The organism is Rhodomicrobium sp. R_RK_3 (assembly GCF_002198715.1).
GTDB lineage: Bacteria > Pseudomonadota > Alphaproteobacteria > Rhizobiales > Rhodomicrobiaceae > R-RK-3.
Genome location: NZ_MWLK01000021.1, coordinates 199,557 through 213,087, shown reverse-complemented (window position 1 = coordinate 213,087; position 13,531 = coordinate 199,557). Strand labels below are relative to the sequence as shown.

The following is a 13,531-nucleotide window of genomic DNA, read 5'->3' as shown; positions in this document are numbered from 1 at the left end:
AGCTATGCCTCCAGTCCCGCCGCCCTATCCTCGGATTGGCTCGGCGGACAGACGCCTTCGCGCTCATAGATGGCGCTCTGCGGCAGGCAGATGCGCACCTTCGTCCCGACGCCCCGCTCGCTCTCGATCTCCAGATTGCCGCCGAGAAGCTTCATGAAGGCGATCGAGATCGGCAGGCCGAGCCCGGTGCCGGGTTGCGAGTTGCTCACGAAGGCCGAATGGGAGATGCGCCCGAATTCGGTCATGGCGATCTGCAATTCGGCGGCGTCCATGCCGATGCCCTGATCCTGGACCGTGACCACCAGCCCGCCGCCCGCCGTGCGCAGAGCGGAGATGCGGATGACGTCATTGCAGACGGCCTTGTTGGCGTTGGTGACGATATTCAGCAGCACCTGGCCAAGCTTTTGCTGGTCGGACTCAATGATGACGTCCGGGATTTCGTCGAGCAGCAGCCAATTGCCGTTGAGGTTGACCTGGTGTTTGGTCAGGTTGCAGATCTCGGCGAGACAGGCCCGCAGCGAAAACCGGGTCAGCGTGGCGGTGTGGCGCTTAGCCTCGATCTGCGAGAAATCCAGGATCTCGTTGATGATGGCGAGGAGATGATTGGCGCTCGACTGGACGTCGGCCAGGTAGCTCTTGTAGCGCTCATTGCCGATCGGACCGTGCAACTCGTTGCAGATCATGTCGGTGAAACCGATGATGGCATTGAGCGGGGTCCGGATCTCATGCGTCATGTTTGAGAGGAAGGCGCTCTTGGCGCGATTGGCGACCTCGGCCTCCTCCTTGGCGCGGCGTAGCGAGCGCTCCGTCTCCTTGAGCCGGGTGATCTCGATGCCGGAATAGACGGTGAAATCCTTCTTTTCCTTCGTGCAGATCACCGGACGCGGCACGATCAGGAAGACATGCTCGAGCTGGTCCTGGCCAATCAGGCTGATCTCACGCGCCACCGGCAGACCGTCGGGGCCGGTCTCGGTGCCGCCCGCCATTTTGCCGGCCAGCAATTGCAAGCCGCGCAGGCCGTCCCCGCCGGAAAGGCCGAGAAAATCGAAACAGAACTGATTGGCGAAGATGCATTCGCCGGCGGTGTTGACGGAGAAGACGAGTGCCGGAACGCTGTCGATGATGGTGGTGAAGCGGTCGCGTGTCTGCATCGATAGATGGCGGGTCTCGACCAGTTCGCTGTGCAGCGAAAGGCTCTGCGATTTCAGCGCCTTCTGGTGCAGGCTCAGCCTCAAGAGATTGCGCGTGCGGGCCTGGAACTCGAACGTGTCGAAGGGCAGCATCAGAAAGTCGGTCGCACCCGCCTGCAGCGCCCGGTAGCGGTTCTCCGTCTCGGTATGGCTGGAGACCACGATCACCGGCACGTCCTGCAGCTCCGGCGTCTGCCGCAAGGCCTCCAGGAACGCCACCGCGTTCATCTCGGGCATGTTGAAGTCGGTGATGATGAGGTCGGGCGGGTCGGCCTCGAAAACGGCAAGCGCCATCTTCGCCGACTGGAAGGTGAAAACCCGCCGGATCTCAGGCAGCCTCAGCGCCAAATGTTCGAGAAACGTCCTATTGCTTTCCAGATCGTCGATAATCGCGACCGTCGATCCGAATGCTTCAGCCCTGCGCCGTTTCTTAAGTATATCTGGAGCTTTCCCAATATCGAAATGACTAATTGACATCACGCCCGCCGGCCGGATTTTTAGATGTCGAAAATCTTATAGTCCAATTGGCAAACTCCGCAAAAACATGCTCGGCGAATGGCCAACGGCCCCTGAAGATTTGCTGGTCAATTTCATTCAAATTTATCGCATATTTCCGTTCATTTACCCTCGCAGCTTCCGTCCATGGTTCCACCTAATAAAATATGTTTTCATCTGGTTGCGGCGCGTTTCAATGCGACCCACTTAAAGTTGCGTTAATGAACTTTGCGAGGGAACCGTAATGCAAATCTCCGTCGACGGCGTTGCCTATCAATGGCCCGATGAGGCGCATGCCGCCGCCGCCAGCGATCGGCCGCTTCCGCCGACCCTGTGGGACAATCCGGGCGCCATCCGGCTCGCAACGATCCTCGGCGGCCTCGATCTGTTCGAGCTGAAGCTTGAGATCGATATCGATCTCTGCACGATCTGGTGCTTTCAGCAGCATCGGGAGGGCGGAAGCTTTGCCCCGCGCCTCTTGCGCGACATCCGCACGGTCCAGCGCGCCCTGCACGATTTTCACCGCGACGAGCCGCATGATGCGGCCGAGCTGGCCAAATTCCTCGTCTGGGCCTCGGCCACCGACGGCATCTTCAATCTCGGCGGCGACCTGCGCTATTTCGAGCGGCTGGTGCGGCAGAAGGATCACGAGCGGCTGCGCGCTTACGCCTTGAGCTGCGTCGATGTCTGCTTCACCAATTATAGCGGCCTCGACGCCCCGATGATCGTCGGCGCGCTGGTGGCGGGCGATGCGCTCGGCGGCGGCATGGAATCGGCCCTCTCCTGCGACTTCATTTTCGCCGAGGAACAGGCCAAGTTCGGCCTGCCGGAAATGCTTTACGGCCTGTTTCCCGGCATGGGCGCCTATTCCTTCCTGATGCGCCGGATCGGGCAGGCGAAAACGGAAAGCCTGATCCTGCAGGGCGATCTCTACAGCGCGTCCGAAATGGCGGAGATGGACCTGGTCGAGAAGGTCGTGGCGCGCGGCTCCGGCCGTGCCGAAATGAATCGCCATCTCGGCAGGCTGTTGCGCCGCTTCAACGCCTCGCGCGCCATCTACAATGCCCGCCGCCGCTGCTTCCCGATCGGCTTTCAGGAAATGGCCGACATCGTCGAAGAATGGGTCTGCGTAGCGATGCAGCTTTCCGATTACGACCTGCGCAAGATGAACAAGCTGGCCGCCGCGCAAGGCGGACGGCTGCGGGCCGCGGAGCAATCCCGGCAGCTAGAGAACGGCACCGCATGAGCCTTGCCGGCAGGCGCCGATCCCACGCCCCAGCCGCCGCCGCTGAAGCAACGCTAGCTCGCCGCCGCCGCGAACCGTGCCTCCATGGCACGGCGGGTGCGGACCGCATCGGCCGTCTCGTCGATCTCGACATCGGCCCAGCGAATGGGCGCGCCTGTTTCGACCGCACGCTTCAGCTTGACGCCATGCGCAAGGCCGATGGGCAGCGCGCCTTCGGCGAGGCTTCGCGCGGCGGGCAGCAATTTGCCCCAGACCGTGAAGCCGCCCTCGCCGTCGAGCGTTTCGCCCGCCTTCAGCGCCCGCTTCGCCACCGCGACCGCATCACCCCTAAAGCCGCGCGGCGCCCCCGTCGGCTCGCGCCGCAGCGCCGCTGACAGCACCGAGATGTTCAGCTCCAGGCCGATCAGATGATAGGGCTTGTACATCGCCGCATAGCGCCCGCTGGCATCGGTCTTCAGGCCGTATTGGGAAAAGCAGGCGGCGGCATAGTCCGACGGCGCCTCGATCACCACGTAGACGCCCCAGCGCAGATCGCGGAACACCGGCCGCCCGTCGCGCTCCAGCGATGAGACCACCTCGACCGTACCGGAGCGCTCCAGCACGCCGCCGGCCTTGCGCGGGCGCAGCACATGCGGCAAATCATCGACGCCGCAGGGCGGGAAGGCGAGGCCGTCTTCCGGCGCGTCCAGCCCGCAGGCATTGGCGATGGCGGCCATCTCGATGGCGGATTTGGTGCCGTCGAGGAAGGAATTGAACATTTGCGGGTTCACGCCCGCAGCCTTTGCCTCCTCCGGCTTCAGCCCGTAATGCGCCCACACGCCGGCGGGCGTAACGCTGTGATACTCCGGCAGATATTTCGTGCCCTTGCCCGCTGCCACGACGCGAAAGCCGCAGGCCCGCGCCCAATCCACCATTTCGGCAACTAGGGCGGGCTGATCGCCGTAGGCGAGGCTGTAGACGACGCCGGCCGAGGCCGCCTCGGCGGCGAGCAGCGGCCCGGCCAGCACATCGGCCTCGACATTGACCATGACGACATGCTTGCCCGCAGCGATCGCCGCCCGCGCATGGGCGATGCCGGCGGCGGGATGGCCCGTCGCCTCGATCACCACGTCGACATCGTCGCGCGCGGCAAGCGCCTTGCCGTCCTCGATGAAGGCGGTCGCGGCGACGCGCGCCTCGTCCCAGCCGACGACACGGCAGGCCGACCGCGCACGGGCCGGGCTGAGATCGGCGATGGCGCTGACGCTCAGCCCCTCGGTGAAGGGAACTTGCGCGAGGAACATCGAGCCGAATTTGCCCGCGCCGATCAGTCCGGCGCGCACCGGCCGTCCGGACGCGCGCGCTTGCTGCAAGAGATGGAACAGATTCATGAAGCGTTTCCCTGGCGGACGCTCCCTTTGCCGGGAGGCCGGTTTTTTACTCAACGGACGCGGGAGGACTTCCGCAGCCGGCCGTCCCCCGCCGCATCCAGTGTAGTGCAGCTTGGCGGAAAGCGAAGGCGGGTTTTCCGGAAAAATCCAGGCCGGGCAAAATCATGGCGAGAGAGAATGCGCTTACCCGAGTTCGGCGGGTGGCGGAGAGGGGGGCATTTCGCGCAGGAAGCGATAGCGGCCATGGCCTTTGATTGCATCCAAGTCGTGATCGACCAGGCCCGCTGGATATTCGATTTGCACCTTCGCACCCGTGTCGGAGAAATCGATGATCGCGAGCCCGCAGCGCGGGTCGCCGCCCGCCGGCCGCGTCGGGCGGAAGGCGACGGCGGGCAGCCAGAGGTGGCGGATGCCGTCGATCACCCGGTCGCGGAACTGATGCAGATGGCCGCTGACCACCAGGCGCACATCCGCACGGGCCAGCCTCGCCAGCAATTCGAGGCGCGGCACCGGCTGCAGCGTCGCCGATGTCGCCTCCCTCTCATGCGGGTGCTCGGCGAAGAGCGGCTTATGCAGGAACAGCGCGACCGGGCGTCCGCCGGCGCCGCGCAACTGCTCGTCGAGCCGCCGGTTCTGCATGGCCTCCTCGGCAAGACCTGAGCCGAAAAGCTGGGCGTCGAGGCCGATCAGCCACCAGCCGCCGATCTCCAGCGCGAAGTGATCGCGGCCGAAAGCGCGGGTCCAGCGCGCCAGCCGCTCGGCATCGACGATCTGCCGGACATCCTGCCCCGGCGGCTCGTCGCCGACATCGTGATTGCCCGGCAGCGCCAGCACGACGCCGTTCAGACGGCCGAGCGCCGTGGCGGCGAAGGCCATTTCGGCATCGCTGTCCGGCCCGTTGATGCAGAGGTCGCCATTGACGATGATCGCCTCGGCCCCGGCGCGGTTGGCGAAGTCCCGCGCGATGCGCCAATTTTCCCAGAAGAAACCGTGTGTCGGCGAGAGATGGAGATCCGAAAGGGCGATGATGCGCGCCATGCAACCGCTCCAGCCGAGGCCAAACCTATTCTCCATCATGGCGCGAAAACCATGTCGCGCCTGTGACAGGCCAGGCGCGACAAGCGATGCGGACCGCCGCGCCGGGGTTCGCCGCAATAGACGCCAAGATCCGACCGCCCGGGGCGGGCTCGGCCGCCGCGCCAGATCTTCGCCATCTTCCGTTCATCTTCGCTGGTCCATGGTGCCCTCCGCAAAAGGAGGCGCAAAAAGACCCCATTAGCGAAGCCGCAACATGGCTGTTGCAATCGAGCCACTCGCGCTTATTCTGGTGTTGAGGAACAGGCGGGCGAAGAACCGCCGGCCGTATCGGGCAGCGCGCGAACCGCTGCCTGGCGCGAACCGGAAGCCGAGCCTTGGGAACGCCATTTAAACATCCGCATTTTATTCTCATGCCGGCCGCCGGATGGGCGGACAATTTGAAGCCAACGGGTAGCCACGGTGAGCTGGATCGAGTTTTGGGACGGCAAGCCCCCGATTTATGCCAATGCGCGCCATGAGGCGGCGCATTACCGGCAGATCGCCGAGGACATTGTCGCCAACCTGCCCGGGCCGGGCTGCCATGTGCTGGACTATGGATGCGGCGCGGCCCTATCGGCCGATCGCGTCGCCGATGCTTGCGCGCAGCTCACGCTTTGCGACGCCTCGGCCAATGTCCGCCAAGCATTGACGGCACATTTCGGCAAGCGCAGCGACATCGGGATCCTGGCGCCGGAACAGATCGCCGCCGCCCTGCCCGACCGCTCGCTGGACCTGATCGTGGCGAATTCGGTCATCCAATATTTGCCGGCCGAGGATTTGCGCAAGGCGCTGATCCTGTGGCGGACCAAACTCGCCGATGGCGGCCGCCTGCTGATCGCCGACGTGGTCCCGCCCGGTCAATCGCCCGTCGCCGATGCGGCGGCGCTACTGAAATTCGCCGCCGCGAACGGGTTCTTCCTCGCCGCCTGCACCGGGCTGGTGAAGACTTATTTCTCGGATTACCGAAAATTGCGATCCAGCCTCGGCTTTCAGGTGTTTGACGAGCGGGACATGATCGCGCTGCTTTCGGCGGGTGGTTTTGCGGCAAGGCGCCATTTTCCCAATCTGGGGCACAATAGCGACCGGATGGCCTTCATGGCGATGCATGCGGCGCCGACCGTGACGATCGGCGCGGTTTCAACACTGAACGGGGCATTCGCCCAACAGAACAGATCGGCGCAAGAGGGATAGACTACACAATCTGACGCTGTGCCTTCTCCGAGATTCCACTTGGAACCGGGCGCGTGTGCTCTATGGTCTTGGCCTTTGAATTGAGTGTGGCTTTGAGTTGGGGACTTACTTGAACAGACCGGACATCGAAATCTCAACGCTCCGGCCCGAACGCCAAAGGTGGTCGGTCGAGAGCGGTACGTTGGCCGGCCTGGCCGATCAGGGTTATCTCGCGGCCTTCGCCTGCGTCTTCGCCGGTTGGGTGATCCTGGCGCTGCCCTGGCTGACGGGACGGGTGATCCTGCCCTATGACGCCGAGGCGCATTTCTATCCGCAATTGCAGTTCCTCGCGCATGCCCTGCATAGCGGCGACTCGCCCTTTTGGACGCCGAACGTCTTCGGCGGCTCGCCGCAGATCGCCGATCCGCAATCGCTGATCTTCTCGCCCGCGCTGCTGCTCGCCTATTTCGACGGCGCGCCGAGCATGCGGGCCTTCGCCGTCTACGTCTTCGCCGTGGTGCTGGCGGGGTGCCTCGCCGTGCTGATGATCTTCAAGGATCGCGGCTGGCATCCGGCCGCCGGCGTCATGGCCGCGCTCGCCTTCGGCTTCGGCGCCTCGGCCAATGCCCGCATCCAGCATGTGACGCAGGTGCAGGGCCTCGTGTTCTTCATGCTGGCGCTGTGGCTGCTCTCACGCGCCCTCGACCGGCGCTCTCCGCTCTACGGCGTGCTCGCCGGCGGCGCGGCGGCGCTGATGCTGATGGAGCCGGGACAGGTGCAATTGCTCGGCGCGTTCCTGCTCGCGGGCTATGTCGTCAGCCATTGGGTGATGAGCCCGGACTGGCGGCAGTCGATGCGCCAATCGGTCAAGCCGCTGGCGGCCGCCGCGCTGATGGTGATCGTCTTTGCCACCATCCCGGTCGTGCTCACCTATCTGTTCGGCCTGTCGTCGAGCCGCCCGGTGATCGCTTTTGCCGCCAATACGGGCACCTCGCTGCACCCGGCCTCACTGCTCACCGCCATCGTCGCCGACCTGTTCGGCGCCAACGATCCGACCGTGACCTATTGGGGTCCGGGCACATTCGGCTGGAACGGCAGCGAAGGGCTGGCGCAGAATATGGGCCAGATCTATATGGGCGCCCTGCCGATGCTGGCCCTGCTGGCGCTGATCGTCGCCCGCCCTGCGCAATGGCACCGCGACGTAAAATTCCTCGGCATCGGGCTCGGCTTCTGCCTGCTTTACGCGCTCGGCACCAACACGCCCGCCTTCCGCATCTTCTACGATCTGCTGCCCGGCGTGCCACTGTTCCGGCGCCCGGCGGACGCCACCTTCTTCATCGGCGCGCTGAGCGCGCTCGCCGCCGGCTATTGCCTCCACCTCGCGCTCACCAACGGCATACGCAAGATCGGCAGCGTGCAGCTCATCATTCTGGCCGGCACGCTCGCCGTCATCTTTGCCCTTTGCCTTGCCGTGGCGAGCAGCCACGCCCAGCTTCACAATGCGATGCGGCCCGTCGCGGCGTCCTGCGCCTTCGCCGCCGCCGCGCTCGGCCTGATCTATGCCAGCCAGCGGATGCAGTTGCTGCCGGCTTCCTTCGTGGTGCTGCTGGTGGCCGGCTTCATGGTCCTCGACCTCGGCATCAACGCCAAGCCGAACGAATCGACCGGTCATGCCGTCAGCCGCACCTCGCCCTTCAACCCCGGCACGCTGAACACCGTCGTCACCTATCTGAAGACGAGGACGCAGCCTGCCCTCCCCTCCGACCGGCGCGACCGGGTCGAGCTGCTCGGCGTCGGTTTCAGCTGGCCGAATTCCGGCCTCACCCACGGCTTCGACCACACGCTCGGCTATAATCCGCTGCGGCTGCGCGAGGTCGAGGATACGCTCGGCGCCGGCGACACCATCGCGGTGCCGCAGCAGCGCTATTACACGCCGCTCTTCTCGTCCTACCACTCGGTCATGGCCGACCTGATGGGCCTGCGCTATATAGTCAGCCCGGTCGCGGTCGAGAGCATCGACAAGGCGCTGAAGCCGGGCGACCTGACGCAGCTCGTGCGCACGCCTGACGGCACGATCTACGAAAATGCCGGCGCCCTGCCGCGCGTGATGTTCCTGTCGAAATGGCGCGTCGCCGATTTCCCGACGCTGACCCGCACCGGCCGCTGGCCTGACGTCGATCCGCGCGAGACCGTGCTGTTGCCGAATGCCCCGATCATGCCCGCCGCCCGCACTTCCGATCTGCGCGGCCAGCCGGCCGGCGCCAAGCTGATGGCCTATCGCAACACCCAGGTCGATGTCGAGGTCAACGCCGACAAGCCCGGCTTCGTGGTGCTGAACGACGTGTGGCACCCCTGGTGGTTCGCCGAAGTCGACGGCAAGCCGACGCCGATCTTCCGAGCCAATGTGCTGTTCCGCGCTGTTGCGGTGCCGGCGGGACGCCACCGCGTGCAGTTCAGCTTCCGGCCGATCAAAGGCGCCATGGCGCAGCTTGGCTCGATGATGTTTGGGGGCCGCAAGTAGCGATTGGGCAAGGCGTTTGCCACTCATCAGACGTAATCCCCGCGAAAGCGGGGACCCAGTAAAGGGCAAACTCGATATTGGCTTTCTGCCCAACCACTTACGCTGCGGCGTACTGGATCCCCGCTTTCGCGGGGATTACGAAAAGAGAGCGCGTGGGATTACCCCACCCGCACAGGCCAGCGCGCCGGGGTGATCGAGAACTCGGCGCATAAATCCGCGAATGCGCCGCTGCCGAGCCAGGCGAATTCGCGCAGCCGGGCCGCGCGGATCGGGTCGCCGCCCGAGGGGCCCTCCACCGCCACATGGCACATGGCGAGCGGCGCCTCGCCTTCCGGGTGCGACAGCCATGCCTTCCACAGCGCCTCCAGATCGGCGCGCGGCGAGAAACCGTAGACGCCGAGGAAATCCGAATTCACCGGATGCCCTTGCGCCAGCGCGGCGAAACGGTTCGCCCCGAGCGCGCCGATCAGCTCCGCCTTCAGCCCGCGCGGCCGCCGCGACTTGCAGATCCGCAAGCCGATCGCGCCGGCTGCGCTGCCATAGCGCCGCTTCAGAGCATCCAGCAGCTCCAGCCGGATGACCGGCAATTGATGCACGTGCTGATGGCCGTCGATGAAATCGGGGCGGCGGCCGAGTTCGGCCTCGAAGCGGTCGAGCTGGACATCGACGGCGGCGCGCAGGCGGATGACATCGAGCCGGCCGGCATAGGCCTTGCCGATCAGCGCCCGCAGGCTGGCGACCGGAAATACCGGCGCGGCGAAGTGGCTGGTCAGATCCAGATGCAAGCCGACATCGATGGGCCGGTCGGCGATTGCCACCGCCGCCTCGCGCCATCGTGGCGACAGCACCATCGCGCTCGCCGCCGTGACGATCTTGCGTGCCGCCAGATCGAGGATGGCGCGGTCGACCGCCTCGTCGAGCGCATAATCATCGGCATTGAGGATCAGCCCGCCCATTTTGGCCCGCCCCGCTAGAGCCCTGTCCGCTAAATTCCGATCAGACGCCGTCCGGCTGCGCGAAGGCCCAGAGCCTCGAAGCTACGAAGGTCGCCGCCGCGACCAGCAGCAGCACGAAGAACAGCACCGGCAGATAGAAGCGCTCGCCAAAAAGCTGCAGGCCTACCGCATAGGCGCTCTGATTGAGAATAAAGGCCGAGACGGCGACGACGAAGAAGCGGTAGCGGGCGGCGGCGCGCCGCGAGGGTCTGACCGGAAAGGTCAGCCGCGAATGGCCGCCAAAGCTCACCCCGAAGGCGACGGCGAAAGCGGCGATATTGGCGACCAGCGCCGGCCAGAAAAACGCCTCGACCAGCAGCATGACGACGGACAGATGCGTCAGCGCCGCCGCGCAGCCGACGACGAAAAATCCAGCGAGCTGGCGCCGCAAGGGGGCTTTATCGAGAAACTCGGCTAGGGTCATCTTCGGCCATAACAGTTTCGGTAGAGGCGCGCGCCGGAACCGGAGCCCGCTCGCCGGTGTCCTCGGCGACGATATAGAGGGGGCGCTGCTTCACCTCCTCGAACATGCCGGCAAGATATTCCGATATCAGCCCCAAGGCCAGCAATTGCAGCCCGGAGAAGAACATCATGCCCACGGCGAGCGTCGCCCAGCCAGCCAGTTGATTGCTATCGAGGAAATATTCGAGCAGCAGGTAGACGCCGAACAGGAACGAGGTCACGGAAATGGCAAGGCCGAGGATCGACACCATGCGCAAGGGGGCGATGGTGAAGGCGGTCATGCCGGTGAGGCCGAGGCCGAAAAGCTGCATCCAGCCATATTTGGTCTCGCCCGCCGCGCGTGGCCGGGCGACAAACGGGATCAGCTCGGTGCGGAAGCCGACCCAGGAATAGAGGCCCTTCATGAAGCGCTTGCGCTCGGGCAGCGTCTTCAGCGCGTCGACCACTTTGCGGTCGAGCAACCGGAAATCGCCCGCGTCCGGCGGGATGGTGATCGAGGAGCCCGCCGCCATCAGCCGGTAATAGAGGCGCTTGGCGAAACGCTTTGGCGGCGTGTCGAGCCGGTCCTTCTGCACGCCCGAGACGATCTCGGCACCCGCCCGCCAGCGCTCCAGGAACAGGGCGAGCAGCTCGACCGGATGCTGGCCGTCGGCGTCCATCATGATGACGGCCTGTCCGCGCGCCGCATCGATGCCCGCCGACAGCGCCGCTTCCTTGCCGAAATTGCGCGAAAAGCGCAGATAGCGCACCGGATAGCTGGCGGTCGCGGACAGCGCGGCAGCCCGCGTCGCATCGGTGCTGCCGTCATCGACGATGATGATCTCGATCAGCTCGCCGCGCAGCGCCTGGGCGATGGCCGGGATCACCATGCGCAAGGCTTCGCCTTCGTTGAAAGCGGGCAGGACGATGGAAATCAACTGGACGGGTCGCGGTGCGTGCATGGATGCCTCGGGTGGCCATGACATTCGGCCAGTCTATATGAACGAAAGGGAACATTGCATGAATGGCCACCGGCGGGCAACCGGACGCCGCGCCGCCCATCAGGGCGGGCTCCAATGTCAACGTCTTAGCGGCGGCGCAGTTCAAACAAGCGCCGGCGATGCCGGACGCAGACGGATCGTTGCCTGTCCGTAAACCTTGCCCGCCGGCCCCTCGCGAGAGCCCTGTTTCCCGGCCGCCCCGCGCCCCAACAACATCACCTATTCCGCGCCGACGCAGCTTGACTGGCACGCCCGCGCTCACTATACATGCGCTGCTGACCACGGTGCCGCTGTGGTCGTTTTGTTTTTTCCGTCACGTCCGGACAAAGCACGTTGGGGAAAGCGCAGGCCGGTTTTCCCAAATTCCGTGCGGACACACAAAATCCTAGACGATGACCGGTCAACGTCTAGCCAGTTGGAGATCGCCATGTCCCGCCGATGCGAGCTTACGGGCAAGAACGCCCAAGTCGGCCATCTTGTCAGCCACTCGCAGATCAAGACCAAGCGGCGTTTTGAGCCGAATCTGTGCGACGTCACGCTCATCAGCGACTCGCTCGGTCGGCGCGTGCGCGTCAAGGTCAGCGCCCACGGGCTGCGCTCGGTCGAGCATCGCGGCGGGCTCGATGCGTTTCTGCTGAAGGCCAAGAACGAGGAGCTTTCGGACCGCATGTTGCGGCTGAAGCGCGAAGTTCAGAAAGCCAAGGCCGCGGCTCCCGCCGAGGAAACCGCCGCGAACTGATTGCGAGGCGCCCTCGGGCGCCCGTCCTCAGCCTATCCGATTTGATGTCCCGGACGGCGCACGGCGCCGGGCCGGGATTTTTGCTGTGAGCTGTCTCTAGCCCGCGCATCGCTTCCGTCGCGCAAGTGCATCCACGCCTCCATCGGCCCCGCCATGCCGGCGGCGCCACGGCCCGTGCGCGCGATCGCGGCGCCCTGGCGCTGATCGAGATGGAACGGCGTCGGGCAGGCGGTTTGACGGGGCGAGGCGGCGGGGATCCGTCGCTAGAGCCAGCCCCGGCGCTTGAAATAGAGGTAGGGCAGCACGCCCGCCAAAATCATCATGATGATCGAGACGGGATAACCGAAGGACCAGCCAATTTCGGGCATGTACTGGAAATTCATGCCGTAAATGCTGGCGATGAGCGTCGGCGGCAGGAAGATCACCGCCATCACCGAGAAAATCTTGATGATGTCGGTCTGCTCGATATTCGACATGCCGAGCACCGCGTTGAGCAGGAAGGTGATGTTGTTGGCGAGATAGCTGGAATGATCGCTCAGCGACAGCACGTCCCGCGACAGCGTCTTCAGCGCGCGCGCCAGCGCCTTGTTGGGCTTCACCTCGTTCGGCCGGCTCAAAAACGACAGCACGCGGCCGATGCTGACGAGGCTTTCGCGCGAGCGCGAGGTCAGCCCCTCGGCATGGCCGATGGTGCGGATGACCTCTTCGAAATCGGTCTTCTCGCGCGAGAAAATCTTGCGCGACACCTGGTTCATGTCGTGCTGCACGCGCTCCAGAACGTCGGCGAGCCGGTCGATGATGGCGTCGAGCAGGCCGACCAGGATGGTTTCGCCGGAGAGGCCGAGCTCGGCCTGGCGCTGGCACTGGCTGGCAAAGACGCGGAACGGCATCGGATTGGCGTAGCGGATGGTCGCGAGGCGCTGGCCGATCAGCACGAAGGTGATCGGCTCGGCTTCCGGGTTGTCGCCCTCGACCTGCGTCATCACGGTGACGGTCATGAACAGCGCACCGTTCTCCTGATAGAGCCGGCTGGAGATCTCGATCTCGCGCATTTCCTCACGCGTCGGCAGCTCGACCCCGAGCGCTTCCTCGGCGAGCGACTCTTCCTCCTTGGTTGGACCGTATAGGTCGATCCAGATCGCGTCCGCGGGCAGCGGCCTGCCCTTCTCCACGGCCACCGGCGTCAGCGTGCCATTATTGCGCACATAAGCGGTGATCATTGCGGTACCTCCTTGCGAGAGGCTGCAACCTTCGTTGCGGCGTCATGGGTTATGCGGAGCCTTCAA

General features: G+C 64.9%; 11 protein-coding genes. 4 read left to right on the top strand and 7 right to left on the bottom strand.

Annotated features, from left to right (window positions below; genetic code table 11):
* Positions 1–2 precede the first annotated feature (2 nt).
* Positions 3–1,667 (bottom strand): response regulator, encoded by a 1,665-nt coding sequence (locus BLEFHOIH_RS11920; RefSeq protein WP_088345663.1) that lies wholly within the window; start codon positions 1,665–1,667, stop codon positions 3–5.
* Positions 1,668–1,929: 262 nt separating this feature from the next.
* Between BLEFHOIH_RS11920 and BLEFHOIH_RS11915 the strand changes: the two genes are divergently transcribed.
* Positions 1,930–2,931, top strand: coding sequence for a crotonase/enoyl-CoA hydratase family protein (locus tag BLEFHOIH_RS11915; protein WP_088345661.1), 1,002 nt, complete (start codon positions 1,930–1,932; stop codon positions 2,929–2,931).
* A gap of 53 nt (positions 2,932–2,984) precedes the next feature.
* Here the strand turns inward: BLEFHOIH_RS11915 and BLEFHOIH_RS11910 are convergent, their stop codons facing one another.
* Together BLEFHOIH_RS11910 and BLEFHOIH_RS11905 are read right to left on the bottom strand one after the other, a co-directional pair.
* Entirely contained in the window at positions 2,985–4,301 is a 1,317-nt protein-coding gene (locus BLEFHOIH_RS11910; RefSeq protein ID WP_088345659.1) for an SAF domain-containing protein, read from the bottom strand.
* Positions 4,302–4,484: 183 nt separating this feature from the next.
* Positions 4,485–5,339 carry a metallophosphoesterase gene (locus BLEFHOIH_RS11905; protein WP_170937119.1) on the bottom strand — a complete coding sequence of 285 codons (855 nt, stop codon included), beginning with the start codon at positions 5,337–5,339 and terminating at the stop codon, positions 4,485–4,487.
* A 459-nt stretch (positions 5,340–5,798) separates the two neighbouring features.
* On the opposite strand from BLEFHOIH_RS11905, the gene BLEFHOIH_RS11900 reads away from it, so the two are divergent.
* Positions 5,799–6,569 (top strand): class I SAM-dependent methyltransferase, encoded by a 771-nt coding sequence (locus BLEFHOIH_RS11900; RefSeq protein ID WP_088345655.1) that lies wholly within the window; start codon positions 5,799–5,801, stop codon positions 6,567–6,569.
* Positions 6,570–6,678: 109 nt separating this feature from the next.
* Positions 6,679–9,069: a YfhO family protein gene (locus tag BLEFHOIH_RS11895; protein ID WP_170937118.1), complete on the top strand. Its 2,391-nt coding sequence runs from the start codon at positions 6,679–6,681 to the stop codon at positions 9,067–9,069.
* Between the two features lie 158 nt (positions 9,070–9,227).
* Here BLEFHOIH_RS11895 and BLEFHOIH_RS11890 read toward each other — a convergent pair whose 3' ends face one another.
* The 3 genes from BLEFHOIH_RS11890 to BLEFHOIH_RS11880 are packed head-to-tail and all read right to left on the bottom strand — an operon-like array spanning position 9,228 to position 11,467.
* Positions 9,228–10,025: a ChbG/HpnK family deacetylase gene (locus tag BLEFHOIH_RS11890; protein WP_088345651.1), complete on the bottom strand. Its 798-nt coding sequence runs from the start codon at positions 10,023–10,025 to the stop codon at positions 9,228–9,230.
* A 40-nt stretch (positions 10,026–10,065) separates the two neighbouring features.
* A complete protein-coding gene (locus BLEFHOIH_RS11885; protein WP_088345649.1) occupies positions 10,066–10,488 on the bottom strand; it encodes a GtrA family protein in 423 nt (140 codons plus the stop codon).
* Complete coding sequence (locus BLEFHOIH_RS11880) at positions 10,463–11,467, bottom strand: glycosyltransferase family 2 protein (protein WP_088345647.1); 1,005 nt, start codon at positions 11,465–11,467, stop codon at positions 10,463–10,465. Before BLEFHOIH_RS11880 ends, BLEFHOIH_RS11885 begins: the two co-directional genes overlap by 26 nt.
* Before the next feature lie 466 nt (positions 11,468–11,933).
* Between BLEFHOIH_RS11880 and rpmB the strand changes: the two genes are divergently transcribed.
* Positions 11,934–12,245: a 50S ribosomal protein L28 gene (rpmB, locus tag BLEFHOIH_RS11875; protein WP_088345860.1), complete on the top strand. Its 312-nt coding sequence runs from the start codon at positions 11,934–11,936 to the stop codon at positions 12,243–12,245.
* A gap of 263 nt (positions 12,246–12,508) precedes the next feature.
* Here the strand turns inward: rpmB and corA are convergent, their stop codons facing one another.
* Positions 12,509–13,465 carry a magnesium/cobalt transporter CorA gene (gene corA / locus BLEFHOIH_RS11870; protein ID WP_088345645.1) on the bottom strand — a complete coding sequence of 319 codons (957 nt, stop codon included), beginning with the start codon at positions 13,463–13,465 and terminating at the stop codon, positions 12,509–12,511.
* Positions 13,466–13,531: the final 66 nt, after the last annotated feature.

Coding starts and splice junctions, on each gene's coding strand:
- BLEFHOIH_RS11920 (WP_088345663.1), bottom strand. CDS start 1,667: ATGTCAATTAGTCATTTCGATATTGGGAAAGCTCCAGATATACTTAAG.
- BLEFHOIH_RS11915 (WP_088345661.1), top strand. CDS start 1,930: ATGCAAATCTCCGTCGACGGCGTTGCCTATCAATGGCCCGATGAGGCG.
- BLEFHOIH_RS11910 (WP_088345659.1), bottom strand. CDS start 4,301: ATGAATCTGTTCCATCTCTTGCAGCAAGCGCGCGCGTCCGGACGGCCG.
- BLEFHOIH_RS11905 (WP_170937119.1), bottom strand. CDS start 5,339: ATGGCGCGCATCATCGCCCTTTCGGATCTCCATCTCTCGCCGACACAC.
- BLEFHOIH_RS11890 (WP_088345651.1), bottom strand. CDS start 10,025: ATGGGCGGGCTGATCCTCAATGCCGATGATTATGCGCTCGACGAGGCG.
- BLEFHOIH_RS11885 (WP_088345649.1), bottom strand. CDS start 10,488: ATGACCCTAGCCGAGTTTCTCGATAAAGCCCCCTTGCGGCGCCAGCTC.
- BLEFHOIH_RS11880 (WP_088345647.1), bottom strand. CDS start 11,467: ATGCACGCACCGCGACCCGTCCAGTTGATTTCCATCGTCCTGCCCGCT.
- rpmB (WP_088345860.1), top strand. CDS start 11,934: ATGTCCCGCCGATGCGAGCTTACGGGCAAGAACGCCCAAGTCGGCCAT.
- corA (WP_088345645.1), bottom strand. CDS start 13,465: ATGATCACCGCTTATGTGCGCAATAATGGCACGCTGACGCCGGTGGCC.